Source organism: Cytobacillus sp. (assembly GCF_032154635.1).
Taxonomy (GTDB): Bacteria; Bacillota; Bacilli; order Bacillales; family Cytobacillaceae; genus Cytobacillus.
Genome location: NZ_JALDXW010000001.1, coordinates 122,270 through 143,008 on the forward strand (window position 1 = coordinate 122,270; position 20,739 = coordinate 143,008).

At 38.4% G+C, this 20,739-nt stretch carries 24 protein-coding genes and 1 other RNA gene; 17 read left to right on the forward strand and 8 right to left on the reverse strand.

Annotated features, from left to right (window positions below; all coding sequences use genetic code 11):
- Positions 1-45: 45 nt before the first annotated feature.
- Positions 46-234, reverse strand: coding sequence for a DUF4177 domain-containing protein (locus RUH74_RS00655; protein WP_313798308.1), 189 nt, complete (start codon positions 232-234; stop codon positions 46-48).
- Positions 235-404: 170 nt separating this feature from the next.
- Entirely contained in the window at positions 405-815 is a 411-nt protein-coding gene (locus RUH74_RS00660) for an FUSC family protein (RefSeq protein ID WP_313798554.1), read from the reverse strand.
- A gap of 201 nt (positions 816-1,016) precedes the next feature.
- On the opposite strand from RUH74_RS00660, the gene RUH74_RS00665 reads away from it, so the two are divergent.
- From RUH74_RS00665 to RUH74_RS00680, 4 genes are read left to right on the forward strand one after another with little or no spacing between them, the layout of a single operon-like run.
- The gene (locus RUH74_RS00665) at positions 1,017-1,916 is read left to right on the forward strand and encodes an ABC transporter ATP-binding protein (RefSeq protein ID WP_313798309.1); all 900 of its coding nucleotides are present in this window, start codon (positions 1,017-1,019) and stop codon (positions 1,914-1,916) included.
- Entirely contained in the window at positions 1,917-2,657 is a 741-nt protein-coding gene (locus tag RUH74_RS00670) for an ABC transporter permease (RefSeq protein ID WP_313798310.1), read from the forward strand.
- A gap of 5 nt (positions 2,658-2,662) precedes the next feature.
- Positions 2,663-3,787 (forward strand): sensor histidine kinase, encoded by a 1,125-nt coding sequence (locus tag RUH74_RS00675; RefSeq protein ID WP_313798311.1) that lies wholly within the window; start codon positions 2,663-2,665, stop codon positions 3,785-3,787.
- The gene (locus tag RUH74_RS00680) at positions 3,784-4,386 is read left to right on the forward strand and encodes a response regulator transcription factor (RefSeq protein ID WP_313798312.1); all 603 of its coding nucleotides are present in this window, start codon (positions 3,784-3,786) and stop codon (positions 4,384-4,386) included. The genes RUH74_RS00675 and RUH74_RS00680 overlap by 4 nt, the downstream gene beginning before the upstream one ends.
- A 34-nt stretch (positions 4,387-4,420) precedes the next feature.
- Here RUH74_RS00680 and RUH74_RS00685 read toward each other — a convergent pair whose 3' ends face one another.
- From RUH74_RS00685 to proV, 3 genes are read right to left on the reverse strand one after another with little or no spacing between them, the layout of a single operon-like run.
- Positions 4,421-5,332, reverse strand: a complete 912-nt coding sequence (locus RUH74_RS00685) for a glycine betaine ABC transporter substrate-binding protein (RefSeq protein ID WP_313798313.1) — start codon at positions 5,330-5,332, stop codon at positions 4,421-4,423.
- A complete protein-coding gene (locus RUH74_RS00690) occupies positions 5,329-6,180 on the reverse strand; it encodes an ABC transporter permease (protein WP_313798314.1) in 852 nt (283 codons plus the stop codon). The genes RUH74_RS00685 and RUH74_RS00690 overlap by 4 nt, the downstream gene beginning before the upstream one ends.
- Positions 6,180-7,439 (reverse strand): glycine betaine/L-proline ABC transporter ATP-binding protein ProV, encoded by a 1,260-nt coding sequence (proV, locus tag RUH74_RS00695; protein ID WP_313798315.1) that lies wholly within the window; start codon positions 7,437-7,439, stop codon positions 6,180-6,182. Before proV ends, RUH74_RS00690 begins: the two co-directional genes overlap by 1 nt.
- A 353-nt stretch (positions 7,440-7,792) precedes the next feature.
- On the opposite strand from proV, the gene RUH74_RS00700 reads away from it, so the two are divergent.
- From RUH74_RS00700 to RUH74_RS00710, 3 genes are all read left to right on the forward strand, one after another.
- On the forward strand, positions 7,793-8,335 hold the full coding sequence (locus tag RUH74_RS00700) for a GbsR/MarR family transcriptional regulator (protein WP_313798316.1): 543 nt from the start codon (positions 7,793-7,795) through the stop codon (positions 8,333-8,335).
- A gap of 340 nt (positions 8,336-8,675) precedes the next feature.
- Positions 8,676-11,237, forward strand: a complete 2,562-nt coding sequence (locus RUH74_RS00705) for a vitamin B12-dependent ribonucleotide reductase (RefSeq protein ID WP_313798317.1) — start codon at positions 8,676-8,678, stop codon at positions 11,235-11,237.
- 143 nt (positions 11,238-11,380) lie between these two features.
- Positions 11,381-12,265 carry a patatin-like phospholipase family protein gene (locus tag RUH74_RS00710; RefSeq protein WP_313798318.1) on the forward strand — a complete coding sequence of 295 codons (885 nt, stop codon included), beginning with the start codon at positions 11,381-11,383 and terminating at the stop codon, positions 12,263-12,265.
- 26 nt (positions 12,266-12,291) lie between these two features.
- Here RUH74_RS00710 and RUH74_RS00715 read toward each other — a convergent pair whose 3' ends face one another.
- Positions 12,292-12,681: an SA1362 family protein gene (locus RUH74_RS00715; RefSeq protein WP_313798319.1), complete on the reverse strand. Its 390-nt coding sequence runs from the start codon at positions 12,679-12,681 to the stop codon at positions 12,292-12,294.
- Positions 12,682-12,916: 235 nt separating this feature from the next.
- Here RUH74_RS00715 and RUH74_RS00720 point away from each other — a divergent pair, with 235 nt between their 5' ends.
- From RUH74_RS00720 to efp, 4 genes are all read left to right on the forward strand, one after another.
- Positions 12,917-13,438, forward strand: coding sequence for a YqhR family membrane protein (locus tag RUH74_RS00720; protein ID WP_313798320.1), 522 nt, complete (start codon positions 12,917-12,919; stop codon positions 13,436-13,438).
- 132 nt (positions 13,439-13,570) lie between these two features.
- Positions 13,571-14,017 carry a type II 3-dehydroquinate dehydratase gene (gene aroQ, locus RUH74_RS00725; protein WP_313798321.1) on the forward strand — a complete coding sequence of 149 codons (447 nt, stop codon included), beginning with the start codon at positions 13,571-13,573 and terminating at the stop codon, positions 14,015-14,017.
- A 2-nt stretch (positions 14,018-14,019) separates the two neighbouring features.
- Positions 14,020-15,081 carry a M24 family metallopeptidase gene (locus tag RUH74_RS00730; protein WP_313798323.1) on the forward strand — a complete coding sequence of 354 codons (1,062 nt, stop codon included), beginning with the start codon at positions 14,020-14,022 and terminating at the stop codon, positions 15,079-15,081.
- Between the two features lie 70 nt (positions 15,082-15,151).
- Positions 15,152-15,709: an elongation factor P gene (gene efp / locus RUH74_RS00735; RefSeq protein ID WP_313798324.1), complete on the forward strand. Its 558-nt coding sequence runs from the start codon at positions 15,152-15,154 to the stop codon at positions 15,707-15,709.
- Positions 15,710-15,758: 49 nt separating this feature from the next.
- Here the strand turns inward: efp and RUH74_RS00740 are convergent, their stop codons facing one another.
- Positions 15,759-15,938 carry a hypothetical protein gene (locus RUH74_RS00740; RefSeq protein WP_313798325.1) on the reverse strand — a complete coding sequence of 60 codons (180 nt, stop codon included), beginning with the start codon at positions 15,936-15,938 and terminating at the stop codon, positions 15,759-15,761.
- Positions 15,939-16,079: 141 nt separating this feature from the next.
- On the opposite strand from RUH74_RS00740, the gene ssrS reads away from it, so the two are divergent.
- Positions 16,080-16,262: non-coding RNA, 6S RNA (ssrS, locus tag RUH74_RS00745), on the forward strand.
- Between the two features lie 49 nt (positions 16,263-16,311).
- Here the strand turns inward: ssrS and RUH74_RS00750 are convergent.
- Positions 16,312-16,980: an SIMPL domain-containing protein gene (locus RUH74_RS00750; protein ID WP_313798326.1), complete on the reverse strand. Its 669-nt coding sequence runs from the start codon at positions 16,978-16,980 to the stop codon at positions 16,312-16,314.
- Positions 16,981-17,338: 358 nt separating this feature from the next.
- On the opposite strand from RUH74_RS00750, the gene spoIIIAA reads away from it, so the two are divergent.
- The 5 genes from spoIIIAA to spoIIIAE all read left to right on the forward strand — a co-directional run bounded on the left by spoIIIAA (position 17,339) and on the right by spoIIIAE (position 20,728).
- Positions 17,339-18,262 (forward strand): stage III sporulation protein AA, encoded by a 924-nt coding sequence (gene spoIIIAA, locus RUH74_RS00755; RefSeq protein WP_313798327.1) that lies wholly within the window; start codon positions 17,339-17,341, stop codon positions 18,260-18,262.
- A complete protein-coding gene (gene spoIIIAB, locus RUH74_RS00760) occupies positions 18,263-18,778 on the forward strand; it encodes a stage III sporulation protein SpoIIIAB (protein ID WP_313798328.1) in 516 nt (171 codons plus the stop codon).
- 20 nt (positions 18,779-18,798) lie between these two features.
- Complete coding sequence (gene spoIIIAC / locus RUH74_RS00765; RefSeq protein WP_009794945.1) at positions 18,799-19,005, forward strand: stage III sporulation protein AC; 207 nt, start codon at positions 18,799-18,801, stop codon at positions 19,003-19,005.
- 14 nt (positions 19,006-19,019) lie between these two features.
- Positions 19,020-19,409 (forward strand): stage III sporulation protein AD, encoded by a 390-nt coding sequence (gene spoIIIAD / locus RUH74_RS00770; protein ID WP_313798555.1) that lies wholly within the window; start codon positions 19,020-19,022, stop codon positions 19,407-19,409.
- Between the two features lie 110 nt (positions 19,410-19,519).
- A complete protein-coding gene (spoIIIAE, locus tag RUH74_RS00775) occupies positions 19,520-20,728 on the forward strand; it encodes a stage III sporulation protein AE (protein ID WP_313798329.1) in 1,209 nt (402 codons plus the stop codon).
- The last annotated feature ends 11 nt before the right edge of the window (positions 20,729-20,739 follow it).

A 20,739-nucleotide genomic window follows, 5' to 3' on the forward strand; every position in this document is an offset into this window, starting at 1 on the left:
CGGCCGTTTTTTTTCACTAATCGGGTGTTATCAGTCATTGTGAAACTAATGAAGGGGTCTCTCGAAAATCAATTCAAAATAAGCTGCTGAACCGTATCCTTTGGTTGAAGGAGCAAATATTTGAACAAATCTCCAACCGTTTGATGCGTGTTTGTTAATAATTTCCTGATAGTCTTCTTTAGGTTTACTGTTCCAAGTACCTAATTCAACTTTAACGTATTTATATTCATACATAAGTATCACCTTTCAGTTATGTTGTCTTGTTTCATATACGAATGAAGTAGAAGATGGTTTCATATTGAATGATAATAAGTTTCATCAGAAGAGGTTAATACGTTGATAGAAGAAGGCACGATATTTTATGTGTCTCATTCTTGCGGCGAGACTCCCAAGCAATATACGCGCTACTTAGGTAACCATATCATTTGTACTAGCACTGCAGCAACGACACCAACAAGGGTATCTCTCATTCTGTCTATGGCATAATTTTTCTCTTGGTGTTCTAACACAAAGACAAATAAAATCGTAATTGCCACTTGATGAATGACAATTTTATCAAATTTTAGCCATTTTGCGATAAAACAGCCTAATAAGATTAAAAGACCTAAGTTTATTCCGCTTACTTTAATATGGCTTGAGATTAGTACGGTAACAATAATACCAATCATTGTTCCAAATACTCGTTTTATTGATAGGCCGACCGTTTTGTTTAGAGTTGAATGCAAACATAATATGATAGACAATGGGGCTAAATATGGATGTTCAGAACCAAGAAATTTTGCAAGTTCCCAAGCTAAAGTTGAGCCAATTGCTATTTGCCATAATTAGAATAATGTACATGTGAAGAACTTGTATTCATAATAGTCACCTCGGAATAAATACTTTTTATAGTATTTACCGCAATATGAAATTTACTTACGAACATGACAAATGTCACCTGAATAAAATGACAAAATCCACTAATCCATATTCTACCTGCAGCTTATGATAGATATAGAAATGACGGAGGTGGAAAAATGGATTCAATTGTGGTGCTCGATCATGTGACGAAAACATTTAAAAATAAAAAAGCGGTGGATCAAGTTTCGTTTTCAATAAAAAAAGGTGAAGTTGTTGCGATTCTTGGCCCAAATGGTGCAGGGAAAACAACGACAATTATGATGATGCTGGGGTTGCTCGATCCAACAAGCGGAGAGGTAAGGTTATTTAACAATCACCCAAAGGAAAAGAAGATTCGAGAGAGAATCGGTGCGATGCTTCAGGAAGTCAGTGTGATTGATGCTTTAAAGGTGAAGGAGATCATTCAGTTATTTAGAAGCTATTACCCAAATCCGATGCCTATTGACGAACTAGTAGCATTTACTGGTCTCAGTGAGGATGATCTTAAAAGAAGAGCCGATAAACTTTCAGGAGGACAGAAACGTCGCCTTGGGTTTGCACTCGCCTTGGCAGGAGATCCTGATTTAGTCTTTTTGGATGAACCGACTGTTGGATTGGATATTACTTCTCGAAAATTGTTTTGGCATACAATTGGTGAATTAAAGGCACGCGGAAAAACGATTATTTTCACAACGCATTATCTTCAAGAAGCGGATGATGTTTCAGATCGAATTATTTTATTTAATCATGGAACTATTATTGAAGACGGGACACCAAGTGATATTAAAGCAAAATTATCCAAACAATCAGTTTCGTTTGTTGCGAGTGAAGAAATATCCATGAATGAATTAAGAAAGATTCCACATGTTTCAGAAGTATATAAAAGAAGCAATCGAATCTATTTAGTCACTGATCATACGGATGCTACTATAGCCGAGCTATTTGAGAAGAAACTTAAATTAAGTGGTATTCAAATTGAACAGGGGCGTTTAGATGAAGCATTTGAACAATTGACTGAAGATAAGGAGGCGATATAAATGAATGCTTTTCGAATGCAATGCAAAGTTGAAATCATTCGTATTTTGCGGAATCCATACTTTGTCTTTTGGTCATTGCTTATGCCAATTGTTTTCTATATAATTTTCACTAAAATTTTTAATACCAATATTCAAGATAAACAAGAGTGGCAAGCCCATTACTTAATGTCAATGACAACCTTTAGTGTGATGGGTTCAGCGATAATGACACTTGGGATTAGGCTTGTGGAGGAACGGACAAAGGGCTGGTCATTATTTATGAGAATCACACCATTATCTGATCATGCCTATTTTGCTGCAAAAATGATTGGTCAAACAGTGATTCACCTATTTTCTATTGTGATTATTTTTATTGCTGGTGCATTCATTAATGGAGTTACTTTAACAATTCTTGAATGGCTGATGAGTGGAATATGGATTTTGTTTGGATCTCTTCCATTTCTTGCTTTAGGTACGTTGGTCGGAACGATGAAGAGAGTGGATACTGCTTCTGGTATTTCAAATGTTATTTATATGATTCTCGCGATATCAGGCGGCATGTGGATGCCGATGGATGTGATGCCGTCATTTATACAGAAAATTGGGGTATGGCTCCCATCTTATAATTTTGGAAATGGTGCTTGGGAAATCATCCGCGGAAACAGCCCAGAATGGATAAATATTATTCTGTTACTAGGATATCTTTTCCTTTTCATGCTATTATCTAGTTATATTAGAAGAAAGCAGGAAGCGGCGGTGTAATTTTAATGGCAAAAGGAAAATTAGAGATTTTCCCTTCAAGATATGGATTTTTCCCTTATATGTTTTTAGTTTATTTATTTATGCCGGGTTATTATATCTACTTTGAAAGAGGCTGGAAGCTGTATGCCGGTTATGTATTATTAGGGTTATTCCTAATTACATACCGGCAGCTTTATTTTGCTGGGAGATCATTTACAAGCTGGTTGATTCTTCAAATTGCTGTGGTCTTATTTCTATCTATCTTTATTAATATAAATATTTTATTTTTAGGCTTTTTTCCGGCACATTTTATTGGCTGGTATGAGGAAAGGAAGAAGTTCTATACCGCACTGGTCCTTTTTGGTCTATCGATCTTTACACCATTAATTATTCATTATAATCAATTAAATCCAAATGCTCTGTTTTATTTTATTCCCTTTATTCTCATTATGCTGTTCTCTCCATTTGGCATTCGCTCGATGAATAGCAGAATGGAGCTTGAAAGACAGCTTGATGAAGCGAATGAGCGGATTGAAGAATTAGTAAAACGAGAGGAGAGACTGAGAATCGCACGTGATCTTCATGATACACTCGGTCATACACTCTCGTTGATTACATTGAAGAGTCAGCTTGTCGGGAAGCTGCTAACGAAGGATATTGAACGTGCCAAACATGAGGCGAAGGAAATAGAAAGAACCTCTAGATCTGCATTATCGCAAGTAAGAGAGCTTGTATCAGATATGAGGGCGATTACAATTTCGGAGGAACTGCAGGCATCTTCTGCCATTCTAGAAGCAGCAGGCATTGCTTTTCAATATCAGGGCGATTCGAGGCTGGAAGAGGCTTCAGGAATTACACAAAATATCCTAAGCATGTGCCTGCGTGAAGCAGTGACAAATGTGGTAAAGCACAGCCAAGCAAAAAACTGTCATATTTCAATCATTGAAAATGAAGGAGAAATAATGATTAGTATTCAAGATGATGGAAGAGGCATGGATGAAAATTGTCCGGAAGGCAATGGTCTGAAAGGCATTTCAGAAAGACTTGAATTGATTGATGGTAGTTTGAAAATAACGTCTTATAAGGGGACGAAGCTAATGATTACTGTCCCAGTCATTGTGAAGGAGAGAGAGGCAGGTGTTGGTTCATGATCAGAATAGTAATAGCGGAAGATCAAGGAATGCTTCGGGGGGCACTTGGTTCCCTTCTTGATTTTGAGGATGATATAGAAGTGATTGCACAAGCTAAAAATGGAGAGGAGGCCATTCGTTTTATTCAAACGCTTAAACCAGATGTCTGTTTAATGGATATAGAGATGCCGCTTATGAGCGGTTTGGAAGTAGCGGAAGAGTTAATGAAGCAGGGGTCTGATTGTAAAATTATTATTTTAACAACATTTGCTCGTCCTGGTTATTTTGAACGTGCTGTAAAAGCGGATGTACATGGGTACTTGCTTAAAGATGGATCTAGTGATGAACTGGCTGAGTCGATCAGAAGTGTAATGAGAGGGAAACGCGAATTTGCACCTGAGCTTATTTTTGGCAGTCTGAAAGATGAAAACCCTTTAACAAAGCGTGAACGTGAAGTGTTGCGGATGGTAGCTGATGGAAAAACGGCTAAGGAGATATCAGCTATCCTCTTTTTATCGGCAGGAACCGTTCGGAATTATATGTCCGAAATTATTAGCAAGCTGCATGTGAAGAATCGAATGGAAGCAATTAGCATCGCAGAAGAAAAAGGGTGGATATAAAAAAACGAGGCATCGTCAAATGCCTCGTTTTCTATTACTCTTTTAAATCTTCAATTGAATGAATGTCCATGTATGCAGGGACAACTAATCCGATTTTAGTTCCTTCTAAGTTTGCACCTAAATCCTCAAACTTTCCTTCAAATTCTTTATAATAGTCTGCATGTGTTAATGGCAGCCAGCCAGCGATATGCGCATCAAGACTTCCTTCAGCAACACCAGCCCACATTGGACCTGCTTCTACCTGACGAAGAGTTACGTTGTAGCCTAGATCAGTCAACACTTGTGCAACGACATTTGTACTTGCGATTTCCGTATCCCATGCAACATAACCAAGCGTGATTTTGTCCCCGTCGACTTCCTCTGCTCCATTTGTCCACTCTTCAACCTTTTCAGGATTTTCATCGATCCAGTTCCGAGCAGCTTTTTCCGGATCTTCCCCATCGGTAATTTGAACCATCACTGCATTCATATCTTCCTCTGGCCAGTTGAATTGATCTAACACCTTGTAAGCGGATGGATGGTCCTCAGCAAGCCCAATACGTGCTATGGAATGGATATTTTCTTCATCCCCATAAGTTCCTTTCGGGTCTTCTAAATACTTTAAATCGAATTTTGAAAATTTCCAGTGGGGGCTCCATCCAGTAATAATGATGGGTTCTTCTTTATCATAGGCTTTCTTTAAAGCTGCAGTCATGGCTGCTCCGGAGCCTTCTACTAATGTCCAATCATCTAGTTCGTATTCTTCAAGGACATTAGCTGTTGCTTTCATTAAGCCAGCTCCTGGATCAATCCCGATGATTTTGTAATCGACACTTTCCCCAACGGATTTTTCAGAAGTACCGTTGTCTGTTTTTCCCTTGTCACTGCTTGCCTCATCAGACCCACAAGCTGCTAGACCAAACGCTAAGGCAGGCACCATTAATAAAGATAACCATTTTTTCTTCATGAAATTTTTCCCCCTTGTTTTTTTATTCCTATATTTTGGGTAATCCGGTCAAGGATAATGGCCATAACCACAATCGCAAGACCAGCCTCAAAACCTCTTCCAATTTGAATCTGCGTGACAGCTCGGTATACATCTGCGCCAAGACCTGGTGAACCGACCATAGATGCGATAACAACCATGGACAACGACAGCATGATGCTTTGATTAATTCCTGCCATGATTGTTGGCATGGCAAGCGGAAGCTGCACCTTGAGCAAACGCTGGCTAGTAGTGGAGCCAAAGGCCTCTGTTGCCTCGATGATATCAGCAGGTACCTGCTGAATGCCTAAAATTGTCAGCCGTATTGTCGGTGGGACGGCAAAAATGACAGATGCAACTACCCCTGGTACTACACCGATGCTAAAGAAGAAGATAGCTGGAATTAAATAGACGAATGCAGGCATTGTTTGCATGAAGTCCAAGATTGGTGTAATAATCTGTTTTACTGTGTTCTTTTGGGAAGCCCAAATCCCCATTGGGATCCCAATGACGACTGTTATAATGACGGCAGTCAATACTAATGAAAGGGTTTCAAGCATTCCCTCCCAATAACCTAAATTATCAATTAAGAATAGACCGATGACTGCGAATATGGCGATGCCCTTTGTTGATAGTTTCCATGCTAATAAGCCAACAAGGATGATAAGTATATAGGATGGAATGAATTCTAAAACAGTAAATAGACCTTCAACGATCCCTTCTAAACTAACTGTAATGGCGTCAAATAGGAATTCAAAGGTAACTGTTAGCCAATCTACAAAGCTATCGATCCAATCTGCCAGCGGGAGTTTTGGTAATAAACCTTCCATTACTGATCCCCTCCTTTGTTTGACTGATCAGCAGCCACTTCTTTTTTTGCTTTTTCTAAGTCATTGATGACTTCATTATTTCCTGCAAGGGCGCCAATGACCGCACCTCTCACAAGAATGCCATATAGCCGATTGTTTTCATCTACAACCGCAACAGGGATTGTCGCAGTTGACACTTTGTCAAATAAATCGGTTAACAATGTTTCACCCGTCACCTTTTGCACATCTGGATTGAGGATTGCTTGTAATGTTTGCCCATTCTCAGCTGCTATCTTTGCATCATCAGCCGTTATTGCACCAAGAAGGATTTGCTTTTTATCAACGACGTAAATACTTGAAATGCCTAATTTCTTCATCAATTGCAAAGCAACTCGAGGTCCTTTATCGATTTGAACGGTCTCCGCTCTTTTCATTACATGGCTTGCAGTCAGTACTTTTGAAAGGTCAACATCTTCTACAAATCTCTCAACATATTGGTTAGATGGGTTCATAAGAATTTCCTCTGGTGACCCAATTTGGACAATTTCCCCGTCCTTCATTAAGGCTATTTTGTCTCCGATTCTAAGGGCTTCATCTAAATCATGTGTAATGAAGATAATTGTTTTCTCCATTGCGGATTGCAGCTCAAGCAATTCGTCCTGCATATCTTTTCTAATTAATGGATCCAATGCGCTGAATGCTTCGTCCATTAATAAAATATCTGTGTCATTTGCAAGTGCCCGAGCTAATCCGACACGCTGCTGCATTCCTCCACTAAGCTGTTTAGGGAATTGATTTTCATAGCCTTCAAGTCCAACAAGTTTTAATGCTTTAAGTGCCTTTTGCCTTCTTTCTTCTTTGCCTATCCCTTGTATCTCCAATCCATATTCTGTGTTTTCAAGGATGGTACGATGGGGAAGCAAGGCAAAGTTCTGAAATACCATACTAATTTTTTTGCGCCGTACATTCCTTAGCTCTTCTTTTTTCATTTTTGTAATATCTTTTCCGTCAATCCATACCTCTCCTACTGTAGGATCAATAAGTCTATTTAATGTACGAACTAATGTGGACTTTCCGCTTCCTGAAAGACCCATGATGACAAAAATCTCACCAGCACGAACATCAAATGTTGCTTGATTGACCCCGACTGTGGAGCCGGTCTTTTTTAAAATATCTGTTTTGGAATTCCCTTCATTTAAAAGCTGTAGTGCTTTTTTAGGATTTTTTCCAAAAACCTTTGTAACGTTTTTAACACTTAATTTCACGTGTTGCTCACTCAAACCTTTCACCTCGTTTAATTGAAACTACTGGACTAGTAGTAATGAATATGTAATAAACCTAATCAGTGCTAAATGCCGTGCAATAAGGACCATTTAATTGTATTTGTTTTAAAAAAATAGGGCAAAGCTGGTAATTGATCATATTCGGCTGTAAACTTTGTACAGAAAAAACTGAACGTACTGTACAGTATGAATCCTTACAATTCCTTTCTTTTCCTCCAAGATGCTATACTATATCCATCTTTACATTCTGAAAAATAGTGGTAGTCTAATAAATGATTATTTCATTTTTTGGGGTATGATAATGAAATATAGAATCAGATAATTTTACATTTATGGATGTGAATAGTTACATGGATGGGAAAGAACAGCTTGAGCGTGTTCGCGAAAGGGTCATTGAAACCATTGCTAAAAATATGAATTTGTATGGAATTACCGATTCAATTGGGCGATTATATGGAATGTTGTACTTTCATAATCATCCGATGACACTTGATGAGATGAAGGAAGAGCTCGGTATGAGCAAAACAAGCATGAGCACCTCTGTTCGTACCTTGATGGATTTAAAAATGGTAGAGAAGGTTTGGAAAAAGGGAACGAGAAAAGATTTGTACCAAGCAGAAGAGGACTGGTACCAAACCTTTATTGATTTCTTCTCCATTAAATGGCGTGCAGGAATTTCAATGAACATTGCTGCGATGACAAAATCCATATTAGAGCTTGAAAGATTAACAAATTCTGAAGAAATAGATGAGGAAGTGCGTTCAGCAGCTAAAATTGATATTACAAAAATGAAAGCGGCACTTAGTTATTATGAATGGCTAAATCGTTTAGTGGATAGCTTTGAATCAGAAGAGATTTTTGATTTCATTCCAAAAAACAAAGACGAATTGTAGGAATATTGAAAGCACAGGATCCTGTGCTTTTTCGTTTTTTTAACAATAGTATCTAGGTTGAAGTGCAAGCCGCAAAATATATTGAAATTTGTCTTATTTTGATATAAACCTATGAATCTCTCTTATTTTCTCACGATTTTAGTTTTTTTTGATTTTGACAAATTTAACTTCACATGCATCAAACACAATATGTAGTGGTGTCGAAAATATTTCAGGTACTATATGTTGATTTCGTAATTCTAGTATGGTAACTTTAGGTTATTGAATCATTCAACTAGATTTAACAGTGTTTTGAAGTTACTATCAAAATTGAATATTTTTATTTGAAGGAGTTGTAATAATGTCTGTTGCATTAGGACAAAAAATGAGTTTAAACATTGAACGCTTGAATGAAGACATCCGTCTATTTCCTCAAGTACACCCTATCACCTCTGATATGAAAATGACTCACAAAGGGGTTTCCCGCTTAGTCATGCTTGATAGGTACACATTTAAGGATACAGAAAAAATAACTCTGACTAATGGGGACTTTGTCGTTCTTACCATCAAAGAAGATCCAAAATTCCCTGCTCGAGGGCTTGGCTACATTCTAGATATAGATTGGGAAAATAAAGCAGCATCTGTTCTAGTGGAAGAAGATTATCGGGGGGTTCTTGATGACCCAGAAGAAGCACAAACTGGTATCATCAAGCGATCTCTGGATGTTATTGAGAAACCGCTAGAGCTTTTTTATGAGCAAATTGCAAAACGTAATGCAACAGGCCTTGCATCCGTTGAGAAAACAGAAGAAAAAAGGAAAGAATGGTTTGAGAAATTCTACAAAGAGCTTGCTAGCTTAAACTTTATCCCGGCTGGCCGCGTCCTATACGGGGCAGGCGCAGATACGGACGTAACATACTTTAATTGCTATGTTATGCCATTTGTTCAAGATTCTCGTGAAGGCATTTCTGAACACCGCAAGCAAGTCATGGAAATCATGAGCCGCGGTGGAGGGGTCGGAACTAATGGCTCTACTTTAAGACCACGCAACACGCTGGCAAAAGGGGTTAATGGAAAATCATCAGGATCTGTTTCATGGTTAGATGATATTGCGAAATTGACGCATCTTGTGGAGCAAGGCGGTTCTCGCAGGGGCGCACAAATGATCATGCTTTCGGATTGGCATCCGGATATTATCGAATTCATCATTTCAAAAATGCAAAACCCAAGAATTTTACGATTCTTGCTTGAAACGACAAATGATGAAACGATTAAAAAGTATGCAAAAGAGAAATTGAAGTTCACCCCTTTTACAGAGCAAGAACTTGCGATGTATCAAGGAATTGTGAATTATAAGCAAATACCTGGGTATGGTGGCTTTAATGAAAAAATAATTAACGACGCCGAAGAGAAATTAGCAACTGGCGGCAATTACTCTGTTCATAATTCAGAATTCCTAACCGGTGCGAATATTTCTGTCTGCTTAACGAAGGAATTTATGAATGCGGTTGAAAATGATGCCGAATATGAACTCCGATTCCCAGATGTAGAGAGCTATGATCAAGATGAAATGCGTATCTACAATGAAGAATGGCATAAAGTTGGGGACGTACGCGAATGGGAAAAGCTTGGTCATAAAGTCCGAGTGTATCGTAAAATTCAAGCGAAAGAGCTTTGGAATTTAATCAACATTTGTGCGACTTACTCAGCGGAACCTGGTATTTTCTTTATCGATAATGCAAATGACATGACAAACGCTAGAGCTTACGGGCAGAAGGTTGTAGCAACAAATCCGTGTGGGGAACAGCCTCTTGCACCATATAGTGTCTGCAATTTGGCTGCTGTTAACTTGGCAGAAATGGCAGATAAAGAGAACAAGACAGTAAACTTTGAGAAATTAAAGCGTACAGTTGAAGTCGGTGTGCGGATGCAGGATAACGTAATTGATGCAACACCATATTTCCTTGCAGAGAATAAAAAACAGGCTCTAGGTGAACGCCGTGTTGGTCTAGGTGTAATGGGTCTTCACGATTTATTAATCTATTGTGAAACAGAATACGGCTCTGAAAAGGGCAATGAGCTTGTTGATAAAGTATTTGAAACGATTGCAACCACTGCTTATCGTGCTTCTGTTGAACTTGCCAAAGAAAAAGGAAGCTTTCCATTTTTAACTGGGAATACAGAAGAAGAGACAAATCGTTTAAGAAAAGCCTTTACAGAAACAGGCTTTATGCAAAAAATGCCTGCAGATATTCAACAATCGATTATTGAAAATGGTATTCGCAACTCTCATCTTTTAACCGTGGCTCCAACTGGATCCACTGGGACAATGGTTGGGGTTTCAACTGGCCTTGAACCTTACTTCTCTTTCTCCTACTTCAGAAGCGGGCGCTTAGGCAAATTTATTGAAGTGAAGGCAGATATTGTTCAAGAATATTTAGATAGAAATCCAGATGCTGATCCAAATAACCTGCCTGAATGGTTTATTGCTGCAATGGACTTAGCACCTGAAGCGCATGCAGATGTGCAGTGTATTATTCAGCGTTGGATTGACAGCTCTATCAGTAAAACGGTTAATGCACCGAAAGGGTATAGTGTTGAACAGGTAGAAAAGGTTTACGAGCGATTATACCGTGGTGGTGCTAAAGGCGGAACGGTATATGTTGACGGTTCACGTGATTCGCAAGTGTTAACGTTAAAAGCAGAAGAAAACAGCTTCGATGATACGAGCTATGATAAGAAAGAAAAAACAAAACAGCATGTCGTACTCGTCGATACAATAAATGATCTTCGTTCAACAAATGTAACGATTGGATCAGAGGTTGGAAATACATGCCCAGTCTGCCGTAAAGGAAGCGTAGAGGAAATTGGCGGATGCAACACATGTACAAATTGCAACGCCCAGTTGAAATGCGGATTGTAGAATAAATACGAATGAAAAGAAGATGGAGTTTTGTCCATCTTCTTTTTTGTACTTTCAAATAAAAACATCCTGTCCACCGTACTATTTTTGAATGTTGCCGATTAAAAATGTAACAAGTGAGTACATCGACGGGAGTGGCTTACATGTATATTGACGGAGTTTTTTCCGGAGGGGGAATTAAAGGGTTTGCACTAATTGGTGCTTATGCTGAGATTGAGAAAAGAGGTTTTCGCTTCAAAAGAGTGGCAGGGACAAGTGCAGGGTCGATTGTCGCAGCATTAATAGCTGCAAAATATACAAGTGAAGAAATTTTTCAATTACTCGATGAACTTGATTTGCAAAAATTTCTTGACTCGAGAAAAACATTTATCCCGTTTGCGGTAACAAAGTGGATTTTTCTTTATTGGAGATTGGGATTGTATAAGGGTGATGAGCTCGAGAAGTGGGTGGGAGAGAAACTTGCTGCAAGAGGAATTAGGAAGTTTTCTGATCTTCCTCAGCAGTCCTTAAGAGTTATTGCCTCAGATTTAACAAATGGCCGTCTCGTTGTACTGCCAGATGATTTAATTCATTACGGCATCGATCCGGGATCATTTTCGATTGCAAAAGCGATTCGGATGAGCTGCAGTCTTCCGTACTTTTTTGAACCCGTAAAGCTTCATACAAGAGGCGAGATAAGTATTATCGTTGATGGAGGAGTACTGAGCAATTTTCCGATGTGGCTATTTGATAAGGATAATGTAAAAAAGGCACGTCCTGTATTAGGCGTACAATTAAGTCATAATATTATCGATCGCCCGAAAAATAAGATTAAAAATGCCATCCAAATGTATGAAGCATTATTTGAAACGATGAAGGATGCACATGATGCAAGATATATTTCTAGAAAGCATGCGAAAAATATTATCTTTATTCCAACCGAAGGAGCATTAACGACAGAATTTCAATTAACACAAGAGAAGAAACTCGCACTTGTCGATTTAGGAGAGAAATATGCAAACCAGTTCTTTTCACAATGGACTTATTAGTTTATAAAACAAAAAGGTCGAGCTTATTATAGGGAAGCCCGATCTTTCTTTTTGCCCTTTTTTCCTTGAATTACGGTTAAATGGGTGGAAGATTTTTTTTTCGTTTTTTTTAGAGATGATAATGAATTCCCAGAGCTGACCTTACGGGGATGTCCTTTCCCTGAGTGATTCGTTTGAAAACGCTTCTTTGATTTTTTGGCTGCGCGAATAAAGGCCTGCTGTTCACGTTTTCTAGGGCTAGCTTTATAAAAACGCTGAAAAATATAGTAAATAACAGCACCTACTAATAAAATGACAGCAATCCTGAGCAAAAAACCGGTAGGATTTGAGAACAAATTAGCAGTCATTCCTACGACAGCAAGTAAGATAAGGCCGAGGATTATGAATACTGAAATCCGATTTTTCAAGAAAGCCACCTCCCTATGAGCATGATGAGCATATTTTCTATCTTTTAAACTCGATCTAACAAGAAATTAATCGATATTTTTAGTTTTTAATTAATTTAAGCTGTCTGTACCTATCTCTATTCTACAAAATATATGAAAAAACCTCTAGGAGGGATGCTTAAATTCCTTTTAGACTGATTTACTTATTTCTTTTATGCAAGGGAATAATCAAAGAGGACATAATAAAAAAATGGAGGTGGTAAAAATGGCAGAAGAAAAGCAACTGGAACAAAATCAACGAGAAAAACCGATGTCCTTTATTACCATGGTAATAGCAACTGGATTAATTGGCGGAATATTGTGGAGCGGTCTTGGCTATTTTGCCTATGTATTTAATTTAACTGATATAAGGCCAAATGTCATTTTGGAGCCATGGACAATTGGGGAATGGAAAGAGGGGTGGCTTGGAACAGTCATTAGTATTGTCATGATTGGTGGAATTTCTATTATCTCAGCTTTTATCTATTATGTCTTCTTACGCAGGTTTCCAAGTATCTGGGTAGGAGCAGGGTACGGCATTGTTTTATTTTTCGTTGTTTTTTATGTTCTAAATCCAATTTTCCCAGGAATTAATCCTTTTTATGAACTAGGGAGAAATACCATTATTACGTCAGTATGTTTTTATATTTTATATGGTGTATTTGTAGGTTATTCCATTTCATATGAAGAGAGCGAGATCAAATATAACGAAAGAATGGAAAATAAGGCGCAGCAAGATTCTAAATAAGTTACCTGAAGATTAGTTATATTCTTCATCATGATCCTATTCCTATCAGGGGTGCATTCTTAAAGTAGTGGAAAAGAAATCATTTATGATAAAATATTCTTGTAAATCAATCTTTTTCACGGGAGTGCGTAAATGAATAAAATATTATTATTGAATGGTCCCAATCTTAATTTATTGGGGAAACGTGAGCCAGATATTTATGGATCTACAACATTAATTCAGCTGGAAGAGAAAATTGCGGCTTTAGGGAAATCTAATGACACGGAAGTCGTCTGTTTTCAATCCAATCATGAAGGAGAGATTATTGATAAGCTTCATGAAGCATCTGAGATCGGTGTGAATGGAATTATTTTTAACCCAGGTGCATTTACCCATTATAGCTATGCGATAAGAGATGCAATAGCCGGGATACAGGTACCTGTTATTGAGGTACATATCTCAAACGTCCATACCCGTGAAACCTTCCGACATACATCGGTCATTGCCCCAGTAGCAGCGGGACAAATTGTTGGCCTAGGCATGATTGGATATGAATTAGCCTTCCAAGCTTTAATGGAAAGAGTAAAGGGGAGAGAATAAAAATGGAAAAATTACAAAGATTACGCTCAAGCTTTGATAAACTAGGAATTGACGGCATGCTTATTACAAGTACATATAATCGCCGTTATATGACAAACTTTACTGGTTCTGCAGGGGTAGTGCTTATAAGCGGGGATCAGGCTCAGTTTATAACAGATTTTCGATATATCGAACAAGCTACTGCTCAATGTGCAGGTTATCAGATTGTTAAACATGCAGGTTCTATTCCAGATGAAGTAGCGGAACAAGTGAAGAAATTAGGAATAAAAAAGCTAGGCTTTGAGCAGGATTATTTAACTTTCTCTGCTTTTAAAACATATGAAAAGGCTGTTCAGTCGGAATTAGTCCCTGTTTCTGGCGAAATTGAAAAATTACGCTTGATTAAGACCGATGCAGAGATTAAGATATTAAAGGTAGCGGCGGACATTGCGGATGCTGCCTTTAAACATATGGTTGAATACATCCGCCCAGGATTAACTGAGATGGAAGTTTCCAATGAATTAGAGTTCTTTATGAGAAAAGCGGGTGCTACCTCATCATCCTTTGACACAATTGTTGCTTCAGGCTATCGTGGTGCCCTTCCACACGGTGTGGCTAGTGATAAAGTAATTGAAAAAGGAGATATGGTAACTCTCGACTATGGTGCTTATTATAATGGATATGTCTCAGATATAACACGAACACTAGCAGTCGGTGAACCTGATATAAAGTTAAAGGAAATATATGATATTGTATTACAAGCACAAATGCGCGGAATGGATGGCATAAAACCAGGAATGAGCGGAAAAGAGGCAGATGCTTTAACACGTGATTATATTACCGAAAAGGGTTACGGTGAATATTTCGGACATTCCACTGGCCATGGGATAGGCTTGGAAGTTCATGAAGGACCATCTCTTGCTTCTAAATCAGAAATTATTCTTAAACCTGGCATGGTCGTAACGGTAGAGCCTGGCATTTACATACCAGGACTTGGCGGTGTCCGTATTGAAGATGATACTTTAATTACGAATGACCATAATGAAACGCTGACACATTCAACAAAAGATTTAATTATTCTTTAATAACAGTCGTCTGAAAGCTAGTAAATTTTATTAGCTGAAGCACTGATGCTAGACAATTAGGAGGATTCACATGATTTCAGTAAATGATTTTCGCACAGGTTTAACAATTGAAGTAGATAACGGAATTTGGCGTGTAATGGATTTCCAACATGTTAAGCCGGGAAAAGGCGCAGCGTTTGTTCGTTCAAAATTACGTAATTTGCGAAATGGTGCCATTCAGGAAAAGACATTCCGTGCGGGAGAAAAAGTTGCTAAAGCACAAATTGACAACCGCAGAATGCAATATTTATACGCAAATGGAGACCAGCATGTTTTTATGGATAACGAATCTTATGAGCAAATTGAGCTCCCGGCAGCATCTATCGAATATGAACTAAAGTTTCTAAAAGAAAATATGGAAGTTCAAATCATGATGTACCAAGGTGAAACGCTTGGGGTTGAGCTGCCAAATACAGTTGAACTAGAAGTAACAGACACTGAACCTGGAATTAAAGGAGATACTGCTTCAGGCGGAACAAAGCCAGCTACACTTGAAACAGGTTTAATCGTTCAAGTACCTTTCTTTATCAACCAAGGCGATAAATTAATTATTAATACTACAGAAGCTTCATACGTTTCACGTGCTTAATCATAATATGAAAAAAGAAAATCCCGAAAGGAAACACCTTTCGGGGTTTTTATTCGTCTTTTTTCATGACAGACAGACCTTCTGCACCAGGGGAAAGATCTGTATCACTACGATTATTATAGGCAGGATCAGATGTCGGTTCGGCACTATTATCACGTGTTCCTCCAAGATATCTGTACTTTAGGTCTCTTTGATTTTTTAAAAACTCTTTTCGGTTTTCGTTCGTCATAAAAACGTTCCCTTCATTTCTTAATTTAAGCTATATATAGTATTGTTTTCTACTTCTAAGGGATTATGAAAAAAATATGAGATTTCTCCTTCCGTTTATTTCCACTTGTACAGTTGGCTAATTTAAGCTAATATAGATATACAGATGCTGCGTTGTTCGCTTGTATATGAAGTTTCAACCTTTATTTAGAATTAGGGAGTTCAATATCGTTGCCGGAACATCATGCCTCCATAGCTGAGGACGAATGAGAAAGCAATTGCGGACACCCACCTGTTGGAGCAGGTATGAAACTCCATATAAATCGGCGGCAAAGGCGGCTGTACATAACAAATGAGAAAAGCAATGACCATATAGGTTATTGCTTTTTTTATTTTCAAGAATATATATATTCAGCAGTAATATAACTTTTAAATTCGATTGTCCCTGGCTGAATTGGAGTTGCAGCCTCATTTTTTGCAAAGGCGGTTGCCTGGAAGGGAATAGGAGTACCTTGCTGGTGTGTATTTTCGATAATTTGTATTGGTGTTTTTATTAATTTGACACCTAAAGTCCCCGCAATCGCTTCAGCTTTCTGGAACGAATTTACAACCGCTAATGAAAGTGCCTGTTGGACGAACGGGTCAGCATCCTTTGTAGTAAATTGTATTCCAGAAACGATGTTTGCACCATTGTTAACAGCTGTATCAATGACTATACCGGTATTTTCTATTTGTTCAATGGTAACAAGAAGAAGATGTTGAACTTTATACCCTCTAAAAATTTGTTCCCCATCCTTATAATCATATTGCGGAAAGATAGAATAGTCGGCAGTTTGAATTTGTTGCTCAGGTACTCCGAGTTTCTTCAGTGCCTCCTTAATCCTCGCTATGATTATTGAATTATTATTCTGAGCCTGTGTTACATCCATTGCCTCAGTAGATGCCCCTAATGTTACCTTTGCCGTGTTAGGCTGCACTGAAACACTACCTTCCCCAAAAACGCGTATCACATTCATTCTCTTATTTGACACGTAATTATTTCTATATGTCGGATAGTAGTACATGCTCTCCTCCACTTCCTTTCAATAAATAGACTTAATTTATATGTACGATAAAAAGAAATACAACATTCGAATAGATATAGAATTTAGCGTAATAGAAGAAATCAAGTCATATTGTTTCAAAGCGGGCATACATTTTAAGTAGTGCTAGTCCAAATAGAAAAGCGAAAGCGCCTTGATTACCCCGACAAGCATAAGACAAGCCAGCGAGAAGGTTGTTCTTTAATCTTCTTGATGGATTGGCTTATGACCTCGAGGGGGTAGGCGCAGCAGCTAGACAAAGAAAAGCGAAAGCGCCTTGATTAGGGGCGACAAGCACAAGTGTGCTAGAAATCAAACAATGATTAGGAGGATCAGTGCATTGGAAGCGATTATAGCCTTTTTGCCGAAAACAATAGCCGATCAATTGAAGCATTTTTCCCCTCCTCAACTGCTGGAATTAGAAGAGATACGTATCCGAATTCATCGGCCCGTTGAATTAACGGTGAAAGGAATTCCAACGTTTTTACCCTATATTGTAAAACCGGAAGATGCTGTTCATTTACTTAATAAAATAAGCCGTTTTTCCATTTATACCCTTGAGGAAGAATTGCGCCGAGGCTATATCACCATTGAGGGGGGGCATCGTGTTGGGTTGGCAGGCAAGGTTATTCTTGAAGCCGGCAATGTAAAAGCCATAAGAGATATTTCTTCCTTCAATATCCGAATTGCTAGAGAAAAAATTGGAATTGCCGACAGATTAGTACCTCATTTGTTTAATGGCAGCTGGCTTCATACGATGATTATCGGTCCACCCCAAACAGGGAAAACAACGCTTTTGCGCGATATCGCGAGAATCATATCCAGCGGGGACAAAAATGGACAGTTTCATTCATATAAGGTCGGGATCGTTGATGAACGTTCAGAAATTGCAGGGAGTATAAATGGAATCCCGCAAATGACATTTGGCCCTCGAATCGATGTCCTTGATGCCTGTCCGAAAGTGGAAGGGATGATGATGATGATTCGGTCAATGAGTCCAGATGTACTGATTGTTGATGAAATTGGCAGGAAAGAAGATGCGGATGCCATCCTGGAAGCAGTAAATGCGGGAATCAAATTAATGATGACAACACATGGCACCTCATTAGAGGAGATAAGAAAACGGCCTACAATTAGACCAATTCTTGAAATGGGGATTTTTCAGCGCTTCATTGAATTAAACAGGATAAGCGGACCTGGAGGCATAGCAAGCATGAAAGATGGGGCTGGCAGAGAAATCCTCACTGAAGCGAGAGTGATGTAAATGGTGAAAATCCTTGGGGCTATTTTCATCATTATTGCAACTACTTGGGCAGGATTCGAGGCAGCCAGACATCTAAATGAGCGGCCTCGTCAGCTTCGGCAATTGAAATCAGCCCTTCAGTCTTTAGAAGCAGAAATTATGTATGGCCACACCCCGCTGCATGAAGCAGCAAGAAGGCTTGCAGCTCAGCTACCCAAACCGCTTTCTATGTTCTTTGAATCCTTTGCGAGGAGACTGACACATTCAGAAACAACTGTTAAAGAGGCGTGGGAACATAGTCTAAAGGAAATATGGAAAATAACTGCATTGAAGCAAGGCGAGTTTGAAATTATGAAGCAATTTGGGGAAACATTGGGCAGGCATGATCGGACTTCACAGCAAAAGCAAATTATTCTGACCTTAGCCCATTTAGAGCGTGAAGAAGCAGATGCTTATGATAAGCAGGCAAAATACGAAAAAATGGTTAAAAGTTTAGGCTTCTTATCAGGGCTTTTACTAATTATCTTACTAATGTAGAACGAGGCGGAGGAGAGTTAATGGGCTTAGAAGTTGATATTATATTTAAAATTGCCGGAGTTGGGATTGTTGTTGCATTTTTACATACAATCCTTGACCAAGTTGGGAAAAAGGAATATGCCCAGTGGGTAACATTATTTGGCTTTATCTACATCTTATTTATGGTCGCTTCTATCGTCGATGACCTGTTTCAAAAAATCAAGTCAGTCTTTCTATTTCAAGGCTAAAGGAGGGCTTCGCCATTGAAATTCTCCAAATAGTTGGTGTGGCACTTGTTGCTACATTTCTTGCATTGATTGTAAAAGAACAAAAGCCGAACTTTGCCTTCTTGCTTATTGTATTTGTAGGCTGTGCGATTTTCCTTTTTTTAGTTGATCAAATATATGCGATTATCCACATGATTGAACAAATCGCAGCAAATGCAAAAATCAATATGATGTATATTGAAACGATTTTGAAAGTAATTGGGATTGCCTATATTGCTGAATTTGCTGCCCAAATAACTAAAGATGCTGGACAAGGTGCCATTGCCTCCAAAATTGAGTTAGCAGGGAAAATCTTAATTCTTGCTATGGCCATTCCAATTCTAACAGTGATGATTGAAACGATCATTCAAATGATTCCAAGCTAGACCAAGTCTAACTTTAGTTCCCACCTCACGATGCTGCATAGATCTCATATTATACTACTTTTAATGAATCCAGAATTCTCAAAAACAGCCTTTTTAAATGAGGTGTAACAATGAAGCATTTAATACTGAAAGTGATTTTTCTCCATTTACTCCTGTTTTTCTTACTAATTCAAAGTGTACAAGCCTCTCCAAACACAAATGAAGAAAATGAACAAGTAGAAGCAATTAGTCCTCAAGCAATCGTTGACTCACAGCTTGATTCGCTTAATATCGACGAATTAAAAGGGTTTTGGGAAAAAATCAGCAATGAATATGGCGGTTTTTTGCCAGAAAGTCAAAAAGGAAGCCTATATGAATTTTTAAAAGGAGAAAAAAGCTTTTCCTTTAAAGAATGGGTTTCGGGCTTTATAAAATTCATCTTTCATGAGTTTATTGTGAATGGAAAGCTGCTTGGTTCGTTAATTCTTCTGACTGTATTCAGCATGTTTCTACAATCGCTGCAAAACTCCTTTGAAAAAAGCACAGTCAGTAAGGTGGCGTACGCTATTGTCTTCATGGTTTTAATTATTATTGCTTTAAATAGTTTTCATGTGGCCATTAGCTATACACAGGATGCAATTGATACGATGATTTCCTTTATTATGGCGCTTATTCCATTATTACTTGCGCTAATTGCTTCATCTGGAGGAATCGTATCAGCGGCATTCTTTCATCCGGTCATTCTCTTTTTAATGAATATGAGCGGATTATTCATTCAATATGTAGTGCTCCCATTATTATTCCTATCTGCATTACTTAGCATTGTCAGTACATTATCTGAAAATTACAAAGTCACACAGCTTGCTAATTTGCTAAAGAATTGGAGCATCGGTCTCCTTGGAACATTCCTGACTATATTTCTAGGTGTTATCTCAGTTCAAGGTGCATCTGCAGCTGTAACGGATGGAATTACGCTAAAAACGGCAAAATTCATCACTGGAAACTTCATTCCTGTTATTGGCCGAATGTTTACCGACGCCACAGATACTGTGATCAGTGCCTCGGTATTATTGAAAAACACAGTTGGGATCGCAGGCGTAGCAATATTAATCATCATAGCTGCCTTTCCAGCAATCAAAATCCTGATGATTGCTTTTATATATAAATTTGCGGCTGCTATTTTGCAGCCTTTGGGCGGGGGTCCGATCATAACTTGCCTGGACATAATCAGCAAAAGTGTTATTTATGTTTTTGCTGCTCTCGCCATTGTTTCGCTTATGTTTTTCCTAAGCATTACAGTCATTATCGCAGCCGGAAACTTGACAATGATGGTCAGGTAGGAGGTGGGCTA

Excerpts from the sequence above, each read along its gene's own strand:
- RUH74_RS00655 (WP_313798308.1), bottom strand. The coding sequence starts at position 234 with ATGTATGAATATAAATACGTTAAAGTTGAATTAGGTACTTGGAACAGT.
- RUH74_RS00665 (WP_313798309.1), top strand. The coding sequence starts at position 1,017 with ATGGATTCAATTGTGGTGCTCGATCATGTGACGAAAACATTTAAAAAT.
- RUH74_RS00670 (WP_313798310.1), top strand. The coding sequence starts at position 1,917 with ATGAATGCTTTTCGAATGCAATGCAAAGTTGAAATCATTCGTATTTTG.
- RUH74_RS00675 (WP_313798311.1), top strand. The coding sequence starts at position 2,663 with ATGGCAAAAGGAAAATTAGAGATTTTCCCTTCAAGATATGGATTTTTC.
- RUH74_RS00680 (WP_313798312.1), top strand. The coding sequence starts at position 3,784 with ATGATCAGAATAGTAATAGCGGAAGATCAAGGAATGCTTCGGGGGGCA.
- RUH74_RS00685 (WP_313798313.1), bottom strand. The coding sequence starts at position 5,332 with ATGAAGAAAAAATGGTTATCTTTATTAATGGTGCCTGCCTTAGCGTTT.
- RUH74_RS00690 (WP_313798314.1), bottom strand. The coding sequence starts at position 6,180 with ATGGAAGGTTTATTACCAAAACTCCCGCTGGCAGATTGGATCGATAGC.
- RUH74_RS00700 (WP_313798316.1), top strand. The coding sequence starts at position 7,793 with ATGGATGGGAAAGAACAGCTTGAGCGTGTTCGCGAAAGGGTCATTGAA.
- RUH74_RS00705 (WP_313798317.1), top strand. The coding sequence starts at position 8,676 with ATGTCTGTTGCATTAGGACAAAAAATGAGTTTAAACATTGAACGCTTG.
- RUH74_RS00710 (WP_313798318.1), top strand. The coding sequence starts at position 11,381 with ATGTATATTGACGGAGTTTTTTCCGGAGGGGGAATTAAAGGGTTTGCA.
- RUH74_RS00720 (WP_313798320.1), top strand. The coding sequence starts at position 12,917 with ATGGCAGAAGAAAAGCAACTGGAACAAAATCAACGAGAAAAACCGATG.
- aroQ (WP_313798321.1), top strand. The coding sequence starts at position 13,571 with ATGAATAAAATATTATTATTGAATGGTCCCAATCTTAATTTATTGGGG.
- RUH74_RS00730 (WP_313798323.1), top strand. The coding sequence starts at position 14,020 with ATGGAAAAATTACAAAGATTACGCTCAAGCTTTGATAAACTAGGAATT.
- efp (WP_313798324.1), top strand. The coding sequence starts at position 15,152 with ATGATTTCAGTAAATGATTTTCGCACAGGTTTAACAATTGAAGTAGAT.
- RUH74_RS00740 (WP_313798325.1), bottom strand. The coding sequence starts at position 15,938 with ATGACGAACGAAAACCGAAAAGAGTTTTTAAAAAATCAAAGAGACCTA.
- RUH74_RS00750 (WP_313798326.1), bottom strand. The coding sequence starts at position 16,980 with ATGTACTACTATCCGACATATAGAAATAATTACGTGTCAAATAAGAGA.
- spoIIIAB (WP_313798328.1), top strand. The coding sequence starts at position 18,263 with ATGGTGAAAATCCTTGGGGCTATTTTCATCATTATTGCAACTACTTGG.
- spoIIIAC (WP_009794945.1), top strand. The coding sequence starts at position 18,799 with ATGGGCTTAGAAGTTGATATTATATTTAAAATTGCCGGAGTTGGGATT.
- spoIIIAE (WP_313798329.1), top strand. The coding sequence starts at position 19,520 with ATGAAGCATTTAATACTGAAAGTGATTTTTCTCCATTTACTCCTGTTT.